Here is a 19,662-nt window from a genome sequence, read left to right as displayed (position 1 = left end):
CCAGCGCCGCCCAGGGCGTGATCGCATCGATCTCCCCCAGAAAGCGGTCGCGCCGCGTCTGCTTGCGCTTGGCGGAGTACTCGAGATCGGAAAAGCTGCGCTGGGACATCGGCCATCACCTCGGGCAGGAAACCTGGCGCCATTATCCCAAACCCGCCAGGCGGGCGGGACCCACGGCGGATTAAATCAGTGTTTCCCTAGGGAGACCGAGGACGCTACTTCACATTCTGAGCAAGCCAGCGATCCAGGGCATTGCCGAAGGCCTGGCGGTCGCGCGGGCCCAGCGCCGCCGGGCCGCCGGTCTCGACCCCACTGGAGCGCAGCGTGTCCATGAAGTCGCGCATGCTGAGGCGCTCGCGGATGTTGTCGGGAGTATAGAGTTCGCCCCGGGGATTCAACGCCTGCCCGCCGTTCTCGATCACATCCGCGGCGAGCGGGATGTCCGCGGTGATGACCAGGTCCCCGGTACCAAGACGCCGGACAATCTCGTTGTCGGCCACGTCGAACCCGGCCCCGACCTGGATCGAGTCGATCAGCTTCGACGGCGGCGTGCGCATCGGCTGATTGGCCACCAGCGTGACCGGAACCCCCGTGCGCTTCGCCGCACGAAACAGAATCTCCTTGATGACCGCGGGGCAGGCATCCGCGTCGACCCAGATCTTCATGGTTCTCCTTCCCGAAAGCTCGCTAATGATCGGGGCGCAGGGTAGTCGTTTGCGGCGCCCGGCACATTTCCTCACCGTTCGGATTGGCGCCGGGGTGGTACACGTGCTATCTGCTTGGGAGACGTCAACCAACATGCTTGACCTTTCCGGGCCAAGCCTCGCAAGGAGCATTACATGGGCATTGAAGTCACCGGCATTCTGGGCCTGATCTGGCTGCTGATCGTGATCTGGGCAATCGTGCGCACCGCACAAAGCCCCGCGACCCCCATAGTGAAAGTACTGTGGATCCTGATCCTGCTGTTTCTTCCCCTGGTCGGTCTGATCGCCTGGTTGCTGCTCGGGCCCAAGTAGGCCCAACCCAGGCACCGGGCGCTCACATCCGGCGCAGGAACTCCGCAAGGGTCGGCGCGTCATCGCCCCCCTGACGCAGTCGCTCGAGTAGCGCCTCCTGGGGACCAAAACGGGCCGCGTCGTAGGCAGTTGCCGGCACACGAGACGCGGAGCCCGCCCGAGCGGGCCTGGCGGTCGACTCGTCCCGACCCTTCCAGCCGAAATCGGGCGGAGGACGGTCAGCCCCGGGGCGTCGACCCTCCCCGGCTTGCATGGTCGCCGGCGCCGCTACGTCTTGGGGTGCGTCCATCGCGGGCGCAAGCCGCGCACGCAAACGGCCCAGCAACCCGGCATGGGCCTCCGGATCCGCCTGCAGCGCGTCCACCAGTGCCATCAGATCGATCGCAGCGCGGCCTGTTCGCGCCCGGTACTGCTCGTGCATGGCGTCCAATTCCACCGCCAGCGCCTCGGGCTCGGAGACCTCCAGGGCCGCGTCGAACGCCGCGCGCAAGCGCCCGAGCACACCCTCTTCGCTGCCCAAACCGTCCGAGGCTTCCGAGGCTTCCGAGGCTTCCGAGGCTTCCGAGGCTTCCGAGGCTTCCGAGGCTTCCGAGGCTTCCGAGGCATGGTCGACCGAGGGCGGCTCCGCAGCGAGCGCCGGGGCTTGTGGACGGGCGTCCCCCAACGGCGTATGCGCAGCCGGATCATCCTGCTGCAGACGACGCCGCCAGAAAAGGCTGAATGCTGGCGCGTCTTCATGCGGAAGGCTGTCTTCCAGGGCATTCGCCAGACGCTGGAACGGACGCGCCGAGGGGTCATTCTCGGCGAACAGGGCGACCGGGTGCTGCAGTGTGACGGCTGACCGGAGGCTTTCGTCGCGCTGGACGAAGCCAAGAAATTCGACCCGGGTATGCAGATATTTCTCGACGGCATTGGCAAACCGCTGGAACACGCTGCGGGCCTCGGCGACATCCGCCACCATGTTCACAATCACGCGGACATCCAGGGCCTGACGCCGCAACGCCAGCTTGAGCAGGGAGAACGCATCGGTCAGCGAGGTTGGTTCCGGCGTCAGCACCAGCAGGACCTGGTGCCCGGCCGCGAGGAAATCGAGCGTGGTATCACCGATGCCCGCGGCGGTATCCAGCAGCAGGTCGTCGAAATCCGCCTCGATGTTCGCCAGTTCCTCCACCAGCCGCTGCTGATGCGCGCCGGAGAGCTCCGCATATTCGCGAACACCGCTGGCGCCGGGGATGATCTTCAGGCCGTGCGGCCCTTCCAGCAGGATATCGCGGATTCCACATTCGCCCGCCAGGACCTCCGCCAGGCCCTGTTGCGGGCGCAACCCCAGCAGTATGTTCACGTTGGCGAGGCCGGTATCGCCATCCAGGATGCCGACCCGCCGCCCGCGCCGCGCCAGCGTGATCCCCAGGTTCACCGCAATGCTGGACTTGCCCACCCCGCCCTTGCCGCTGGCCACGACAAGGACCCGCGGGCGCGCGGCGACCCGGGAACGGGTATCCGTCAAGGCGCTGTGACGGGACATCGCGGCTTCCTGCATGGCACTCATCGGCATTGGGAAAGAATGATGGCGAACTCACGGTCGGTCTACCCCATTCGGTGGCGCGGGGCAATACCACTCAGTATAGTCAGGAACCAGTGGTGATCCGACAGACTGCATCAGCGGTTCGGTTCCGGACACGCACACAGGGCAAAAGGCGCGGCAGGCCGACTGCACGCGACCGGGGAGCAGCATGACGAGCGTCAATACGGCAACGGACGGTCTACCGAGCCTGCCCCAGGCGCTCATCCCGGTGCTGGACGCCACCCAGGCCCATGAGGCCGATTTCCAGTCCCTGGCCCGGGCGATCATGCAGGACGCGGGCATGTCCAGCCGCCTGCTGCAGGCCGCCAACTCGCCCTTCTACTACCGCGGCTCCACCTGCCGCACCATCGATCGCGCCCTGTTCAGCCTGGGCCTGGATACCGTGCGCAGCCTGGCCCTGACCGCGTCTATCCAGCAGTTGTTCGGCGAGTTCGGACCGCGCCATCGCGGCTACCTGCGCACCATCTGGCAACGGGCGCTGACCACCGCCAACCTGGCACAGGTCCTCGCAACCCTCACCCGCTATCCGCGGCCCGAGGAGGCCTACCTCGCCGGACTGCTGATCGACATCGGGCGCCTGGTCCGCCTGGTGGGTGACGAGGGGCATTACTGGCCCATCCTCCAGTCCGCCGAAGACGACCCCCACCTGATCGAGACCGAACGCACAACCTACAGTCAACACTACGGGGAACTGGGCGGCGAATGCCTCGAGGCCTGGGGGCTGGGCCCGTTCCTGGCCGATGCCGTGCGCTACCACCTGGAACCGGCCGAGCGCGTGCGCGACGCCCATCACCTGGTCAAACTGGTCAACCTGTCGCATGCAATGGGCTGTCTGCCAGGCGCAGGCACACAGGATTCCGCGACCGGGTGCAACGAGACCGCCCTGGCCGCGGCGGATACGCTTTTCGGCCTCAACGAGGGATTGACCCGCGAATTGCGCGGGCGCGTGGCCGAGGATGTGCGGCGAATTGCCGGATCACTGGAAATCGATCTGGGCGCGACCCGGACCACGGCGGATCAAAAGCCGGAGGAGACCGATCACGCGGCGGAACGCGCACTGGCCGCCCGGGTCCGTGATCTGACCGAACTGGAACGCATGAATGGCGAACTGGCCAGGGCGGCCGACCTGCAGGAGCGTTGCACCGCCGCGCGCCGCACCCTGTACCTGACGCTGGGCATAGACCACAGCCTGCTGTTTCTGATCGACCCGGATCACCAGTCCATCGCCGCCTGGGTGGAGGACGACGAGACCCCCGATTTCACCCTGCCGCTGCTACCCGGGCGCAGCCTGGTGACCGATACGCTGCTGGATCGCGAGATTCAGCTCCACGAGGAAGAGAACGCCGCCGGCTTGCCCGTGATCGACCAGCAACTGTTCCGGCTCTGCGAAGCCGAAATCCTGTGGAGCTTTCCGCTGCTCGCCGACGGCCAGGAACCCGCGGGGGTGCTGATCCTGGGCCTTGCCCGCAGTCAGGCGCAGGCCCTGGAGGCTCGCTCGGACTTTATCGGCTCCCTCGCACGCGAGATCGCCCGGGCGCTGGTCGCCACACCCGAGCCGGCGGATGCCCCGGACGGCGCCACCGAGCAGCGCATCCGCGACACGGTGCACGAAGCCGGAAACCCGCTCAGCATCATCCAGAACTACCTGAGCGTGCTGAATCACAAGCTCGGCGAAGAACACGAAGCGCGCCACGAGCTGGGCCTGATCAAGGAGGAAATCGACCGGGTCGGGCGCATCCTGCTGCGCCTGCGCGATCCGCAGGCTGCCGGGAACGAGGACACCGGACCGGCCTCGCTGAATGCACTGGTCCGCCAGGTCGCCGATATCGTGGACGGCTCACTCTGTCGCACACGAGGCGTCCGCCTGCACCTGGATCTGACTCCCTCCGATCCGCCGCTGTCGGCCCCCGCGGATCACCTGCGGCAGATCCTCATCAATCTTCTGAAGAACGCGGCCGAGGCCCAGGCATCCGGCGGGGAGATCACCATCGCCACCCGTGCCCCAACCACCGTAAATGGCCGCAGGGTTGTGCCTCTGTCGGTAGAGGACAAGGGGCCCGGGCTCCCTGCCGAGGTCCAGGCCGCGGCATTCGCGCCTGTGACATCGACCAAGGGCACAGGCCATGCCGGGCTCGGACTCAGCATCGTCAAACGCCTGACCGAGGAGATCGGTGCGGGACTCTCATTCACCAGCGGGAGCGCAGGGACGCGCTTCGAAATCGCACTGCCCCACGCATCACGGGGGTTGGCGAGCGCATCAGGGACGACGCGACAATGATTCGCTACTGACCACGAGACCCCGATGCCCGAACGCGACGCGCCGATCGACCCGCAATCCGTCAAGATCCTCATTGCCGATGACGATCCCGGCCTGCTCGAGAGCCTGCGCGGACTCCTGACCATTCAGGGCTACCCCGTGCGGACGGCCGCGGGGGGTGGCGCGGCCATCGAGGCCCTGCGCGAAAAGCACTACGACCTGCTGCTGCTCGACCTGACCATGCCGGAACTCAACGGACTGGACGTGCTGCGCTTCATGCAAGCCGCCGGGCTCGAGACCCTCACCGTGGTCGTCAGTGGCAACAGCACGGTGGAGGATGTCGCCGGGGCGCTGCGCGAGGGCGCCCACGACTATCTGAAAAAGCCCTACGAGCCCGCCGAGTTACTGGCCACCGTCCGCAATGCCCTGCACCACAAGGCGCTGGAGGACGCCAATCGGACCATGCGGGCCCGCCTGGAGAAGTCCGAGCGCCTGCACCGGGTGATCGTCAATAACTCCCCGGATATTGTCTTTGTTCTCGGCGCCGACCATCGCTTCCGTTTCGTCAATTCACGAGTACACGAGCTACTGGGCCATGCCCGCCGTGACTTGATCGACCGCTCGGTGTTCGACCTCGTCGAACCCGAGGATCGCGACAAGGCGGAATACTTCTTCGAACAGGCCGCCAGCCCGCACCCCCACATCCGCTCGGTGGAACTGGCCCTGAAGCCCGGCACGCCTTCGCGCACCCGCCGCTTCTTCGAGGTCGCGGTGTGGCCGTCCAGCAACAGCGACGACGCGGACAACGGCGAAACGCTGATCTACGGCACGGCACGGGATATCACCGACCGCAAGGAATCCGAGGCCTTCATCAACTTCCAGGCCTATCACGACCTCCTGACCCGACTGCCCAACCGCGCCCTGTTCCGCGACCGGGTGGATGTGGCCATCTCGCATGCGCACCGCTCGGGCACCCAGCTGGCGGTGCTGTTCATCGACCTGAACCGCTTCAAGGTGATCAACGATTCCCTCGGTCACACCATGGGCGACCGCCTGCTGCAGGAGGTCGGCCAGCGGCTGCAAGCCTGCATCCGCAAGGGCGACACGCTGTCACGCTTCGGCGGCGACGAATTCACGCTGCTGATCCCGGGACTGGCCAGCAACGAGGCCGCCATCCAGGTAGCCGACAAGATCCTGGAAAGCCTGCAGGCCCCGTTCAAGATCGGCGACCAGGAGCTGTTCGTCGGGGCCAGCATCGGCATCGCGATCTACCCGGATGCCGGCGACAACCTCGAGGCCCTGATCAAGAATGCGGATATCGCAATGTACCGCGAGAAGAGCAGCGGCAAGACGGGTGTGCGCGTGTACAGCCCGGACATGGGCGGCCATCCGCCGCGGCGACTGCAACTGGAACAGGACATGCGCCGCGCACTCGAGCGCGACGAGTTTCACATCCTCTACCAGCCGCAGGTGGATACGGAAACCGGGCATATGGTGGGCGTCGAGGCCCTGATCCGCTGGGATCACCCCACGCTCGGGCTGCTGGGCCCGGCCGAGTTCATCCCGGTCGCCGAGGAGACCCGCCTGATTGTGGATCTCGACCGTCTGACCCTGCGCACCGCCATCCGCGAAATGCAGCGCCACAGCCGCGCCGGTTACCCGGAGCTGCGCCTGGCGGTGAACCTGTCGCCCGTGCTGGTCGAGCGTGACGACTTCGTCGAGGACTTCCTCGGCATCCTGGGCGAGACGGGATTCCCGCCCGACCTTCTGGAGGTCGAGATCACCGAGAACCTGCTGATGAGCGACACCCCGGACACGGTGCACAAGCTGAACCGTCTAGGGGCCGCCGGCGTGCAGATCGCGGTGGATGACTTCGGCACCGGCTATTCGTCGCTAAGCTACCTGCAGAAGCTGCCGATTCACACACTCAAGATCGACCGCAGCTTCACCCATACGATCTGCCGCGAGGACGAGGCCTGCATCGTCAACGCGATCATCTCCATGGCCCGCGGGTTGCACATGAACATCGTGGCCGAGGGGGTCGAGACCGAGGCCCACCGCGACTATCTGCGCGACCTGGAGTGCCCGATGATTCAGGGCTTCCTGTTCGGCCAGCCGGCGCCACTGCATACCCTGCTGGAGAACGAGGCCCTCTTCGCCGCACCCACTACCTGCCAGTAGCCTCTCCGGCAACCCGGGGGACGCTGCGACTCCATTGCGTGTCCCTACGAATCGGCCGCGACCACCTCAGGCGCCGCATCGGCCAGGAAGCGGTGTCCCTGGCGCAGGCAGTAGCGCAGCCACTTGTACAGGAACCGGTTATGCCTCCAGCGGCAGACCAGGCCCGGGTGACCGGTCAGCATCTCTGGCGCGCGACCGTCGCCCATCGTGCGGCAGTGCAGTTCCAGCACCTCCGCCTGCCGCGCATCATGGAACATGCGTACGCGCATGTCCGGCTGTTGCCGACGCTCGCCCTGGTGGTCGAACCGGTAGGTCAGGTGCAGCGTGGTCGTGTAGCGGGTGCGCTCCAGCACCTCCAGATACAGATCCAGCGCACCCTCGACCCGCGAGACCGACCGCAACGGCTGCCGCTCGAGCTCCGGGCACAAACGCCGCAGTGCGAGGTAGTTTTCCTCGTACATCTCCATCAGCGCCGCAAAGCTCTCGGGCCTGGGCTCCAGATGGGACGGGGTCTTACGCTCCAGCAACATGTCGCGCAGTCTAACAGCACCGATTCGCGGGACACCGATTGTCCGCATCCAGAGCAGGACACCCCCAGGGCTTTTTGGTAACGTCGACAGGGGAGGTGCCGAGCAATGTTGTACTCGCACGCGTTGGTGTCCATGTTCTCCGAGACCCGGCCCGGCACGCAGTCCGGTGGTGGTGCTACCGGCCCGTTCCTGTCCTCATCAAGGCGCAACACAGGATTTGGGAACACGGGGCACCCACCTCACAAGCCATCGAAAAACGGGACTCGGCCGCCCGTGCTGGATGAAAACGGGCCCGTTGCCCGCAAGGCGACTCCCTTGTGCCGAGCGACTGCACGCCAGTCACCACGCCCTGTCGGGCCACAGAATCGACTCGAGCGCGAGCGTCCGCATTGCTCAGCGTCTCCCCGGACAACAAGGATGAGCGACCCATGGACATAAGTGTCGTCACGACCCAGCCCTTTCCCGACCAGAAACCCGGCACCTCCGGTCTGCGCAAGCGCGTCCGGCAATTCCGCCAGCCGCACTATCTGGAGAATTACATCCAGAGCGTCTTCGATGCCTGCCCGGATCTGAAGAACGGCGAACTGCTGGTCGGCGGCGACGGGCGCTTCCACAATCGCGAGGCGATCCAGGTCATCCTGCGCATGGCCGCCGCCAACGGGGTGCAGAAGGTCGCCATCGGGTATGGCGGACTGCTGTCCACACCGGCCGCCTCGCACCTGATCCGGTCTCGGGGGGCCACCGGCGCCCTGATCCTGTCCGCCTCCCACAACCCGGGCGGGCCGGAAGGGGATTTCGGCATCAAGCTCAACACCGCCAACGGTGGCCCGGCCCCACACTCGGTGACCGACGCGATCTTCGAACAGAGCACCCGCATCAGCCATTACCGGATCGCCAACGGCGCTGAGCATGTCGACATCGATCATCTACACGCAGTACAGATGGGCGACATGGACATCGAGGTCGTCGACCCCGTGGGCACCTACGCCGACTACATGGCCACGCTGTTCGACTTTGACCGCATCGGCGAACTGCTGCGATCCGACCATTTCCGCATGCGCTTCGACTCCATGCACGCGGTTACCGGCCCGTACGCCGAGGAGATCCTGATCAACCGCCTCGGCGCCCCGGCCGACACCATCCTGCGCGCGGAACCGCTGGCCGACTTTGGCGGCCGTCACCCGGACCCGAATCTGTCCCATGCGCGTGAACTGAGCGAGGCCCTGTTCGGTCGGGATGCCCCGGATTTCGGGGCCGCGTCGGACGGCGACGGCGACCGCAACATGATCCTCGGGCGCCGGTTCTTCGTCACGCCGTCGGACAGCCTCGCCATCATGGCCGCCAACGCCCATCACATCCCGGCGTTCGCCGACGGCCTGAAGGGCGTGGCCCGCAGCATGCCCACCAGCCAGGCCGTGGACGTGGTCGCCGAGAAGCTGGCCCTCCCCTGCTTCGAGACCCCCACCGGCTGGAAATTCTTTGGCAACCTGCTGGACGACGGGCGCATCCGCCTGTGTGGTGAAGAGAGCTTTGGCACCAGTTCCGATCACGTACGCGAGAAAGACGGCCTGTGGGCCGTGCTGTTCTGGCTGAACCTGCTGGCCGTACGCCGCCAGTCGGTCGAGGAGATCGTGCGTGATCACTGGCGCCAGTACGGCCGCCACTACTACACGCGCCACGACTACGAAGCGGTGGAGAGCGAACGGGCCGAACAGGTCATGGCGCGCATCCGCGAGCAGCTCTCGGTACTGCCGGGCCAGTCCCTGGCCGGCATGCGCGTCGCCCAGGCGGACGACTTCGCCTACCGCGACCCGGTGGACAACAGCCTGACCGAGCACCAGGGCCTGCGGGTACTGTTCGAGAGCGGTGCCCGCATCGTCTTCCGCCTGTCCGGAACCGGCACCGAGGGCGCCACCCTGCGCCTGTATATCGAGCAGCACGAGACCCATCCCGAACACCTCGATGCCGACCCTCAGGAACTGCTGGGCCCGCTTATTGACGCCGCATCGCGCCTGGGCGACATCCCCGGCCTGACCCGCCGCGAGAAGCCCGACGTCATCACCTGACGGATGACGATCACTGCCACTGCGCAGCGCTGGAGCCACGGCTATGCCTTCTTCCTAGCAGCCACGGCCTCGGCGGTGGGGCTGGGGAACGTGTGGAAGTTTCCCTACATCCTCGGGCAGAACGGCGGTGGCGCCTTTCTCGCGATCTACCTCGGCTGCATCGTCCTGATCGGCATACCGATCATGATGGCGGAGGTCATGATCGGTCGCCGGGGCCGCCGCTCGCCTGGATACGCGGCCCGCGAAGTGGCTCGCGAGAGCGGCGCCCACGACCTGTGGCAGCTGGTCGGCTGGCTGGGCCTGTTCTCCGCCTTTCTGATCATGAGCTTCTACGTGGTGATCACCGGCTGGGCCTTCTCCTACATCCACAAGGCCGCCTCCGGCGCCTTTGTCGGCGCCGACGGAGACCAGGTGGCGGGAGTGTTCGCCGCCATGACGGCCTCCCCCGCCGAGATGCTCGCCTGGAGCACCCTCGCCGTTACCCTGGCCTTCGGCATTGTCGCCCTGGGCCTGCGCCAGGGGCTGGAACGCTGGCTGCATGTGCTGATGCCGGTGCTGCTGGTCCTGCTGCTGACCGCACTGGCCAGCGCCTGGTGGATTGGGGATGTCCGCCAGGCGCTGGATTTCCTGCTGCGGCCGGACTTCTCCGCGCTGACCTCGCACGGTGTATTGATCGCGGTGGGCCATGCGTTCTTCACCATGACGCTGGCCTCCGGGGTGCTGATGATGTTCGGCGCCTACCTGCCACAGCACACGTCCATCGGCCGCACTGCCATTGGCGTGGCACTGGCGGATACTGCGGTCGCCCTGATCGCGGGGCTGGCGATCTTCCCCATCGTGTTCGGTTTCGGGCTCGACCCGGCCGAAGGCCCCGGGCTGATGTTTCAGACCCTGCCGCTGGCACTGGCGGCCGTGCCCGCCGGCGTCCTGCTGACGACCCTGTTCTTCGCCACCCTGAGCCTGGCCGCATTCAGCACCATGATCACGAATGTTCAGGCCTTCGTGCACCTGTTCCACGAGCGCCTGCATGCGTCCCGCGTGCTCGCCGTCCTGGTGTGTGGCGGCGCTGTCTGGCTGCTGAGCCTGGCCAGTGTCTTCTCGTTCAGCGGAGCGGCCTGGACACGCCTGGACATCACCCTGCTGGGCCGCGAGATCCCGACCGTCTACCACGCCATCGAACACGTGGCCATCAACCTGCTGCTCCCGTTGGGGGGCCTGTTGATCGCGGTATTTGCCGGCTGGGTTGTGCATACCCGCGTGGCCCGCGACGAGCTCGCCCTGGCCCCCTTCGCGTTCACCATCTGGCGCCTCGTGCTCCGCTATGTTGCGCCAATCGGACTCGGTGCACTCCTGTTGAATCTGGCCGGTTGGATATAGCCCGACGGAGTGCGGCCAGGGGGATCACAACAAGCCCCGCAGGCGCGCGACGGCCTCGCGCAGGCGGGACTCGGACTGGGTGTAGGCGATGCGCAGGTAGTCTCGACCCCGGCTGGGGCTGAAATCCGTTCCCGGCGTCAGGGCCAGGATGCGCGCACAAAGGACCTCGGAGTCCGGGCCATGGGCGGTACAGTCGGCATAGATGTAGAACGCGCCCTCCGGCCGCGCCTGGACATCCAACCCGAGCCCCGGCAGCGCCTCCAGCAGCACGTCCCGACGGCGTTTCAGCTCGCGCACCCGCGATTGCAGCACCGCCTCGGTCTCGGGCGCGAAGGCCGCCAGCGCCGCGGTCTGGGCCATGCTGGCTGGGGCCACAAACAGATTCTGTGCCAGGCGCCGCACCGGGTCCACCCAGGTCTCCGGCACCACCATCCAGCCCAGGCGCCCGTGTTCGCCCATGGGCTGAACCCCGCCGCGGGGCCGGGTCTGATATTCGAGGCTCTGCCCCTGGCACTCTCGGCAATCCCGGCGGGTGTGCTGCGCGCGACCGTATTTTTCGTGGTCCTGGGTATCGGGGTATTCAGCACCATGATGGCCAATGTGCAGGTCTTCATGCACCTGCTAAGGGAGCGCTTCGGGATGCATCCGGCCGGGGCTGCGATGATCTCCGGACTCGCAATCTGGGGGCTCAGCCTGATCACCATTGCCTCGTTTACCGATGCCGAATGGGCGCAGATCGAGCTAACCCTGCTGGGGCGAGAATTGCCCACGCTCTACCACCTGATCGAGCATGCCTCAATCAATATCCTGCTACCCATGAACGGATTGCTGATCGCCCTGTTCGCGGGCTGGGTCACCCCCAACCAGATCGCCGCCAGCGAGATGGGACAGTGGCGAATCACCGACTCGTTACGGCGCACGATCCTGCGCTATCTCGCGCCCGCGGCCCTGCTCGGCCTCTTTTGGCAGCTGTCGGACCTGGGCGGCCATCTGCCGTTGTGAACGACGCCCGCTGCACGTTTCGTCCTCAGGCACCGTTAGAATACGCGCATGAATGATGAATGGATCGTCACGTTCGAGATCGCCGCCACCCTGTTCGCGGGACTCGGGCTGTTCTTCGTCGGCATCCGCCTGATCAGCGAACATCTGCGCCAGTTGGCGGATCGGCGCCTGCGCACCCTGGTCGGACGGGCAACCGCAAGCGATCGTTCGGCTGCCGCGCTGGGACTAGTCGGCGGGGCCATCAGCCAGAGCATCCACGCCGTAATCTTCGTGCTGATCTCGCTAGTGACCGCAGGCGTGCTGGATGCGCGCCGTGCCCAGCCGGTCATCAACTTCGCCAATCTCGGGACCTCGCTGCTGGTGCTGATCGCCGCCCTGGACCTGAGCCTGATGGTGTTCATCCTGGTGGGTGTGACCGGTCTGCTGTTCTATTTCGATCGCGACCAGTCCGCTCGCCTGCGCCATCTGATCCGCGCGCTGCTCGGCATTGGGCTGCTGTTTCTGGGCCTGATCTTCATCAAGGAGGGGGCCAAGCCGCTGGCCGACCTCCCCTGGATGACCGAACTGATGTCCCTCTCGGCGCAATCTCTGCTGATCGCGTTCGTGACGGGGCTGGTATTCGCGGTCATCGCCCACTCCGCCTCCAGCATCACCATCGTCACCATGGCCTTGGCCGCCAGTGGCGTGATTGATCTGGAGTACGGGCTGATGGTGGTCTACGGCGCGGGCTTCGGCACGGGCATCAGCACCCTTGTGCTGGCCGCCTCGCACAAGGGGCTCGGGCGGCAGCTAGCGCTGTACCAGTTTATCCTCAAGGCCATGGGGTTGGCCCTGCTGCTTCCACTGTTCTGGATCGAGTTCTACGGCGGCATCCCGCTGGTCGCGGCCTTGCTGGCCGCACTCCCGGTCGGGATTGGCTTCCAGATCGCGTTCTCCTATGTGCTCTATCAGATTGCCTGCGACATGGTCATGCACCCGTTCCACCACCGCGTCGCCGACTATCTCGAACGCAAGGCCCCACCCACCGCGGAGGAGACCCTGGGAAAGCCGAAGTACCTGTACGCCGGGGCCCAGAACGACGCGGGCAGTGCCCTGATGCTCGCTGAACAGGAGCAGCTGCGCCTGCTGCGGCATCTGCCGGAATATCTCGACGGCGTGCGCGACGAGATTCCACAGCCCCGTCACGACCGCGTTAGCCTGCAGCGCGGCGGAACCCAGGTCGCGGACGCGACGGCACAATTCCTGGACGAGATCCTGTCTGGCGCCCTCAGCGGCGCCACCCTGGACCATGCGATCGTATTGAAGAGCCGGAACGAACTGATCGGGTCGCTGCAGGAGACCCTCAACGACCTGGTCATCGAGGTCGAACGCGCGCGCACTGGCAAGGACTCGGCCGAGGCGCGTGCGCTGACCCATGGCCTGATCGAGACCCTCCACATGATGCTGCTGACGCTGAACGATGCGGCGCGTACCGAGGATGCCGACGACATCGAGCTGCTGCAGTCGCTGACCCATGATCGATCGGAACTGATGGACTCGATCCGTCGCCGTCTACTGACCGGCGGCGAACTCGTCGGCAGCACGCGCGACGCAGTGTTCGGTGCCACCAGCCTGTTCGAGCGCGGGGTCTGGCTGCTGCGCCGCTACTCCCTGCTGTTGGCCTCCCCGGAGGGCGCTCGCCACGAGGCCCCCGAAACCGCAGCCACCAGCGCATAGGAGCCGAGTACTTTCGGCGATCTTGGCCTCGCCAGCGCCCCTTCGGCCAGAGGGCTAGCCTCCTACAGTGCGATGGTCCCGGAACCGCGAGAGCCGTGTCACCCGCGGGCGAACACGGTTTGCAGGCGCTCCAGCGCCTCGCGCAGGCGGGACTCGGACTGAGTGTAGGCAATGCGCACATAATCACGACCGCGGGTGGGGCTGAAGTCCGTCCCCGGAGTCAGGGCCACCCCCGTCTCGTCCAGGATTCGGGCACAAAGGGCTTCGGAATCCACTCCATGCGCCCGACAGTCGGTCCAGACATAGAACGCCCCCTCCGGGCGTGCCTGCACTTCCAGGCCGAGCCTGGGCAACGCGTCCAGTAGCACATCCCGGCGCGCTTTTAGTTCCTGGACCTGGGACTGCAGCAGGGCCTCGGTTTCGGGGGCGAAAGCCGCGAGTGCGGCGGCCTGCGCCACAGTGCCCGGGGCCACGAAGAGGTTCTGCGCCAGACGCCGTACCGGGTCCACCCAGGCTTCCGGCATCACCATCCAGCCCAGGCGCCATCCGGTCATGGCGAAGTACTTGGAGAACGAGTTGATCACCACCACATCCGGGAAGCCGGCCGCGGCACTGGGCTCCGGGGTATCGAAGACGATCTGGGCGTAGATCTCGTCCATGATCACCAGGCCTCCCCGCTCGCGCACGGTCTCGACGATCGCAGCCAGCCGATCACGCGACAGGCAGGTCCCGGTCGGGTTCGCCGGCGACCCGAGCAGCACCGCCCGGGTATTGGCGCCCCACGCGGCGGCAATCGACTCGGCGGTCGGCTGGAAGGCATGTTCGGCCTGGACGGGCAAGCCCACGGGGGTCGCCCCACGCGCGGCGACGAACTGGCGGTTGCAGGCATAGCCGGGGTCCGGCAGCAGGACTTCCTCGCCCAGATTCACCCCCGCCGCCAGCGCCAGCAGGATGGCTGCGGAGGCGCCCGCGGTGATCACGATGCGTTCCGGATCGACCTCGGCCCCATGGCGTCGCCGATAGTCGGCGGAGAGCGCCTCGCGCAGGGCCTGGGTCCCGTGCGCGGGGGTGTAGCGGGTATCCCCCTCCGCCAGCGCGGCGCCACCGGCCGCGATTACCGCGGCCGGCGTCGGGAAGTCCGGCTCCCCTACCTCCAGGTGGATGATGTCGCGCCCGGAGCGCTCGGCCGCCTGGGCCCGTGCCAGGATGTCCATCACCCGAAACGGCTCCACTACCTCGGCGAAGCCGGACAGCGCCGGGTCACGCATCGGATTGGCGGGATGCCCCGGGACCACCGGCGCGATCAGCGGCGCACGTGCCGCATCAGACGCTTGCGCTTGTACTGCTGTCTCGGCGTGAGCTTGTTGCGCCGGCCCGCGTAGGGGTTGCGCCCGGAGCGGAATTCGAGCCGCAACGGTGTCCCGACCAGCTTGAGCTGCTTGCGGAAGAAGTTTTCCAGGTAACGCTTGTAGCTCCCGGCAAGCGCGTCGGTCTGATTGCCGTGGATCACGATCACCGGCGGGTTCTGCCCCCCCTGGTGCGCGTAGCGCAGCTTGATGCGCCGGCCGCTGATCATCGGCGGCGCATGCTCCGCCACCGCGGCCTCCAGCAGACGCGTGAGCTCCGGCGTGGAGATCTTGCGGAAGGCACTGGCGTGGGCCTCGCACACGTCGTCCAGAAGATGCCCGACATTGGTGCCGTGCAAGGCCGAGATCAGGCGCATGCGGGCAAAATCGACAAACCCCAGGCGCCGGTCCAGCTCGTCGCGGATGCGCTCGCGCGCGTGGTCGTCCAGCCCGTCCCACTTGTTCACGGCCAGCACCAGCGAGCGCCCGGCCTCGATGACCATCCCCAGCAGGTGGGAGTCCTGATCCGACAGGCCGGCATGGGCGTCCACCACCAGGACCACCACGTGGGCGGACTCGATCGCCTGCAGCGTCTTGATGACGCTGAATTTCTCGATCACCTCGTGGACCCGGCCACGGCGGCGTACACCGGCGGTATCGATCAGGGTGTACTCCTGACCGTCGCGCTCGAACGGGACAAAGATGCTGTCGCGGGTCGTACCGGCCACTTCCGTGGCCACCACGCGCTCATCGCCCAGGATACGATTCACCAGAGTCGACTTGCCGACGTTGGGGCGTCCGACGATCGCCACACGAATGCCCGGCCAGTCATCCAGCGCCGCCTGTTGTGACGCCTCGTCGAGGCCGTCACTGGCGGCCTCGACGTCTTCGGCATCTTCACTGGCTGCACGGCGTGCGGCCGCCACGTCCTTGCGCACCGCCTGCATCAGGCCCTGCACGCCGCGCCCGTGTGCCGCGGCAATGGACGTCACCTGCCCCAGCCCAAGCGCATAGAACTCGGCACTGACGGAATCGGCATCCAGACCATCGGTCTTGTTCACAACGACCCGCGCCTTGACCCCGGCGCCACGCAGCTGATCGGCAATCGCCTGATCCTGCGGCGTCAGGCCGTCACGGGCATCCACCAGGAACAACACATGATCGGCTTCGGCCACCGCACGCTGGGTCTGCTCGGCCATAGCCCGGTCCATCTGCGCGCCCTCGCCCGAGAGCCCGCCGGTGTCCACGACCAGATAGGGAAAGTCGCCGACCTTGCCAATGCCGTACTGGCGATCACGCGTCAGTCCGGCGACGTCCGCCACCAGGGCATCGCGCGAGCGCGTGAGCTGATTGAACAATGTGGACTTGCCGACATTCGGCCGACCGATCAGGGCGATAACCGGAATCATCTGCGGCTGCGCCCTGCGCGGAGAACCCGGCGCCCTGAAAACCTGTGGCTCACTCGTCACCCCGGATTGAGGGATTCACGGCCGTCAGCTGCCCGTTGTCGGTGACGACATACAGCGTGCCGTTCACCAGGGTGGGACGCGTAACCACGGAACCGGAACTGGCGCGCAGCCGGGCGACAATGCGCCCGTCCTCGACGTCGATCCAGTGCAGGTAGCCCTCGTAATCACCGACGATGGCGTGCTGGCCAACCACCACAGGCGCGGTCACACCACGCAAGCGCAGGCCATCCATCTGCCACAGGTCACCACCGCTGCGGGGTTCCAGGCCCCACAGGTGGCTCTCGGCATCGGTCACGACCAGGACATCGGAACGCGTATCCACATCCCCGCCTTGATAGGAAGAGAAATCACGAACCCAGAAGATCTCGCCGGAGTTGAGATCCAGCGCCGCGAGCCTCCCCTGGTAGGTGGCCGCAATGGCAGCGCCCCGATACATCGGGATATGCCCGTCCAGATCCACCATGCGCTCGACCTCCGTGCGCCCGGTGGGGACCCCCAGGGTGGTCTCCCACAGCACGTTGCCGCGGTTGAGCCCCAGCATCAGCAGGCGGCCGTTGTCGAACCCGGCCAGCACACGGCCGGAGGTGATCTGCGGGCGCTGGGCCCCGCGCAGGCTCAGCGAGGGTGTGGTGCGCAGCGCGGTCCACTGGGTGGCGCCGGAGTCGGCGTCCAGGGCATGGATGCGGCCGTCGTTGGTACGCACGATGACCAGCCCGCCGGACACATCCGAGACTGCCAGCACCTCGCTGGAGAGCGCCGCACGCCAGCGTTCGCCATCGCCGTCCAGATCCACGCCGATGGCGTAGCCGTCCAGCGTGCCGACCACGGCGAGGCCGTCACCGACGCCGACCCCCGCGGAGACCCGGGCATCATCCAGGCGCACCTGCCAGCGCTGGCTGCCACCGTCGGGATTCAGACCGGAGACCCTCCCGGCGGCGTCGCTCATCACGACCAGGTCGTCGGTGATTCCGGGATAGACCTGCCACAGGAAGCGCTCGCCACCGCTGCCCACCGAGCGCGACCACAGCCGCTCCGGCTGCGCTTCGGCCTCGAACTCCGGCAGGTCCGCAGGCGGCTCGGTGGTATCGCGCGACCACAGACCGCAGGCGCTCAGGGACAGGATCAGCGCGCTGGCAATCAGCAGGCGCACGACCGGACTCGCAAGGGAAGGCACAGACATCAGGCGACGGGTCCTCTAGACGGAAAGTTCTTCGTATTTCAGACGCAGGTACTCGGGGCTGTGCCCCGCGTCCAGTGCAGCCTCGTAATGCTCGCGGGCCCGCTCGCGATCGCCACGGGCGCGGGCCAGATCCCCTTCGAGCTCGCGCTTCAGCCCCGTGAAGGCATCGCTGCGAACGTCCGCCAGGGTCGCGTCGGCGTCATCCAGGCGCTCGGCCAGGATCATCTGGCGCGCAAGACGCAGCGTCAGCATCTCGCGATACCCGCGATCGGGGGCCGCGTCGCGCGCAGCCTGCAGCGCGTCGATCGCGGTATCGGTGTCGTCCTGCGCGATCGCCACATCGGCCCGGTAGACCCAGGCAAGCGCGCGGTAGGGCGTACCCCGTCCCTGTTCGATCACCGCGTCGGCCAGTTCCAGCGCGCGATCGGTCTGGCCGGTCTGACCGGCGACCTGCAGGGCCTGATACATCTCGGAGGCCACCTGGGCGCGCGATTCCTCGCGATCGCTCCACCAGTTCCAACCGAACAGGCCGCCGACCCCCAGAACCAGGCCAGCCACAATCGCCATGCCGTTGTTCGCCCACCACTGCTTGATGCGTTCGGCTTTTTCTTCGTCGGTGAGATAACTCATCGTGTTCTCTATCCTTGCGTTGACTACGAGCGCTCTTGCAGAGCCGTGCGCAGATGGTCGGCGAGGGCGGCACGGTCGACGGCCACCTGCTCGCCGCCCTGCGATCTTAACGGCTTCACCGTGACGGTGCCCGCGGCATGCTCGTCACTACCGAGCACCAGGGCATAGTGCGCCCCCAGACGATCGGCACGTTTCATCTGCGACTTGAAGCTGCCGCCACCACAGTGCTGGACCAGTCGCAGCCCCGGCAATTCGCCACGCAGCTGGTCCGCCAGTTGCAGTGCCGGGCCGACCAGTTCGTCGCCGCCGACGATCAGGTAGGCATCCGGACCCGGCGCTGCCGGGGCGTCTTCGCGCGCCTCCAGCAGCGCAACCAGCCGCTCCAGGCCCATTGCCATCCCGATCGCCGGGGTGCCACGGCCACCGAGCTGTTCGACCAGGCCGTCGTAGCGCCCGCCGGCGCAGACCGTACCCTGGGCACCGAGATCCTCGGTGATCCACTCGAATACTGTATGCGTATAGTAATCGAGCCCGCGCACCAGGCGCGGGTTGTGCTCGTACGCGATACCCAGCGCATCCAGATGCGCGCACAAGCCGTCGAAATGGGCGCGCGACTCAGCGTCCAGATCATCCATCAGGCTGGGGGCCTGCGCGACCACCTCGCGGGTATCGGGATGCTTGCTGTCGAGGATGCGCATCGGGTTGTCATAGAGCCGGCGCTGCGCCTCCTCGTCCAGGGCGTCACGATGCTGCTCGAAATAGGCGATCAGGTGGTCGCGATAACGCTGCCGGCTTTCCGGGGTTCCCAGCGTGTTCAGCTCCAGGCGCACGTTCGAGAGCCCGAGCATGCGCCACAGCCGTGCGGTCATCGCGAGCATCTCGGCGTCGACATCCGGCCCCGGCAGGCCGAACACCTCGACCCCAACCTGGTGGAACTGGCGATAGCGCCCCTTCTGCGGGCGCTCATGGCGGAACATCGGCCCCAGGTACCATAGTCGCTGCACCTGGTTGTGCAGCAGCCCGTGCTGGATCCCCGCGCGCACGCAACTCGCGGTGCCTTCCGGGCGCAGGCTCAGGCTGTCGCCATTGCGGTCGTCGAAGGTGTACATCTCCTTTTCGACGATATCCGTGACATCACCGATGGAGCGCTTGAACAGCTCGGTCGACTCCACGATCGGCATGCGGATCTCGTGGTAGCCGTAGGCCTCCACAACCTCGCGCAGGGTGGCTTCCAGATGCTGCCAGACATGAATGGACTCGGGCAGGATGTCATGCATCCCGCGGATCGACTTGATCGCTTTCATGGT

General features: G+C 66.6%; 14 protein-coding genes and 3 pseudogenes. 7 read left to right on the top strand and 10 right to left on the bottom strand.

Going from position 1 to position 19,662, the window contains the following annotated elements:
- Together D579_RS15065 and D579_RS0104730 are read right to left on the bottom strand one after the other, a co-directional pair.
- A pseudogene (locus tag D579_RS15065) lies at nucleotides 1–109 on the bottom strand (IS5/IS1182 family transposase); the annotation flags it as partial.
- A 106-nt stretch (nucleotides 110–215) separates the two neighbouring features.
- On the bottom strand, nucleotides 216–665 hold the full coding sequence (locus D579_RS0104730) for a YaiI/YqxD family protein (protein ID WP_018951260.1): 450 nt from the start codon (nucleotides 663–665) through the stop codon (nucleotides 216–218).
- Between the two features lie 174 nt (nucleotides 666–839).
- Here D579_RS0104730 and D579_RS14610 point away from each other — a divergent pair, with 174 nt between their 5' ends.
- The gene (locus tag D579_RS14610) at nucleotides 840–1,016 is read left to right on the top strand and encodes a PLDc N-terminal domain-containing protein (RefSeq protein WP_018145966.1); all 177 of its coding nucleotides are present in this window, start codon (nucleotides 840–842) and stop codon (nucleotides 1,014–1,016) included.
- A gap of 22 nt (nucleotides 1,017–1,038) precedes the next feature.
- Here D579_RS14610 and D579_RS0104720 read toward each other — a convergent pair whose 3' ends face one another.
- Nucleotides 1,039–2,541: a MinD/ParA family protein gene (locus D579_RS0104720; RefSeq protein WP_018951259.1), complete on the bottom strand. Its 1,503-nt coding sequence runs from the start codon at nucleotides 2,539–2,541 to the stop codon at nucleotides 1,039–1,041.
- A gap of 208 nt (nucleotides 2,542–2,749) precedes the next feature.
- Here D579_RS0104720 and D579_RS0104715 point away from each other — a divergent pair, with 208 nt between their 5' ends.
- Nucleotides 2,750–4,879, top strand: a complete 2,130-nt coding sequence (locus tag D579_RS0104715; protein WP_018951258.1) for an HDOD domain-containing protein — start codon at nucleotides 2,750–2,752, stop codon at nucleotides 4,877–4,879.
- Between the two features lie 24 nt (nucleotides 4,880–4,903).
- Complete coding sequence (locus D579_RS0104710; protein WP_018951257.1) at nucleotides 4,904–7,039, top strand: EAL domain-containing protein; 2,136 nt, start codon at nucleotides 4,904–4,906, stop codon at nucleotides 7,037–7,039.
- A 44-nt stretch (nucleotides 7,040–7,083) separates the two neighbouring features.
- On the opposite strand, the gene D579_RS0104705 is transcribed toward D579_RS0104710, so the two are convergent.
- Nucleotides 7,084–7,569 (bottom strand): DUF1249 domain-containing protein, encoded by a 486-nt coding sequence (locus D579_RS0104705; protein ID WP_018145970.1) that lies wholly within the window; start codon nucleotides 7,567–7,569, stop codon nucleotides 7,084–7,086.
- A 428-nt stretch (nucleotides 7,570–7,997) separates the two neighbouring features.
- Here D579_RS0104705 and D579_RS0104700 point away from each other — a divergent pair, with 428 nt between their 5' ends.
- Both D579_RS0104700 and D579_RS0104695 read left to right on the top strand, forming a co-directional pair.
- Nucleotides 7,998–9,635, top strand: coding sequence for an alpha-D-glucose phosphate-specific phosphoglucomutase (locus tag D579_RS0104700; RefSeq protein WP_018951256.1), 1,638 nt, complete (start codon nucleotides 7,998–8,000; stop codon nucleotides 9,633–9,635).
- 3 nt (nucleotides 9,636–9,638) lie between these two features.
- Nucleotides 9,639–11,012 carry a sodium-dependent transporter gene (locus tag D579_RS0104695; protein ID WP_018951255.1) on the top strand — a complete coding sequence of 458 codons (1,374 nt, stop codon included), beginning with the start codon at nucleotides 9,639–9,641 and terminating at the stop codon, nucleotides 11,010–11,012.
- Nucleotides 11,013–11,036: 24 nt separating this feature from the next.
- Here the strand turns inward: D579_RS0104695 and D579_RS0104690 are convergent.
- Nucleotides 11,037–11,456, bottom strand: a pseudogene (locus tag D579_RS0104690) (aminotransferase class I/II-fold pyridoxal phosphate-dependent enzyme); the annotation flags it as partial.
- Between the two features lie 3 nt (nucleotides 11,457–11,459).
- On the opposite strand from D579_RS0104690, the pseudogene D579_RS0104685 reads away from it, so the two are divergent.
- Nucleotides 11,460–12,014 (top strand): annotated as a pseudogene (locus D579_RS0104685) (sodium-dependent transporter); the annotation flags it as partial.
- A gap of 48 nt (nucleotides 12,015–12,062) precedes the next feature.
- Nucleotides 12,063–13,730 carry a Na/Pi symporter gene (locus D579_RS0104680; protein WP_018939084.1) on the top strand — a complete coding sequence of 556 codons (1,668 nt, stop codon included), beginning with the start codon at nucleotides 12,063–12,065 and terminating at the stop codon, nucleotides 13,728–13,730.
- 98 nt (nucleotides 13,731–13,828) lie between these two features.
- On the opposite strand, the gene D579_RS0104675 is transcribed toward D579_RS0104680, so the two are convergent.
- Genes D579_RS0104675 through hisS form a run of 5 tightly spaced genes read right to left on the bottom strand, consistent with a single transcriptional unit; the run spans nucleotide 13,829 to nucleotide 19,659 of the window.
- Nucleotides 13,829–14,998 carry an aminotransferase class I/II-fold pyridoxal phosphate-dependent enzyme gene (locus D579_RS0104675; RefSeq protein WP_018951252.1) on the bottom strand — a complete coding sequence of 390 codons (1,170 nt, stop codon included), beginning with the start codon at nucleotides 14,996–14,998 and terminating at the stop codon, nucleotides 13,829–13,831.
- Between the two features lie 35 nt (nucleotides 14,999–15,033).
- A complete protein-coding gene (gene der / locus D579_RS0104670) occupies nucleotides 15,034–16,485 on the bottom strand; it encodes a ribosome biogenesis GTPase Der (protein WP_018951251.1) in 1,452 nt (483 codons plus the stop codon).
- Nucleotides 16,486–16,534: 49 nt separating this feature from the next.
- Complete coding sequence (gene bamB, locus D579_RS0104665) at nucleotides 16,535–17,695, bottom strand: outer membrane protein assembly factor BamB (protein ID WP_018951250.1); 1,161 nt, start codon at nucleotides 17,693–17,695, stop codon at nucleotides 16,535–16,537.
- A gap of 45 nt (nucleotides 17,696–17,740) precedes the next feature.
- Nucleotides 17,741–18,355: a tetratricopeptide repeat protein gene (locus D579_RS0104660; protein WP_018951249.1), complete on the bottom strand. Its 615-nt coding sequence runs from the start codon at nucleotides 18,353–18,355 to the stop codon at nucleotides 17,741–17,743.
- 23 nt (nucleotides 18,356–18,378) lie between these two features.
- Nucleotides 18,379–19,659, bottom strand: a complete 1,281-nt coding sequence (gene hisS / locus D579_RS0104655) for a histidine--tRNA ligase (RefSeq protein WP_018939089.1) — start codon at nucleotides 19,657–19,659, stop codon at nucleotides 18,379–18,381.
- Nucleotides 19,660–19,662 lie beyond the last annotated feature (3 nt).

It is taken from the genome of Thioalkalivibrio sp. AKL12 (assembly GCF_000377925.1).
Taxonomy (GTDB): domain Bacteria; phylum Pseudomonadota; class Gammaproteobacteria; order Ectothiorhodospirales; family Ectothiorhodospiraceae; genus Thioalkalivibrio; species Thioalkalivibrio versutus.
This window is presented reverse-complemented; position numbering and strand designations above follow the sequence as displayed.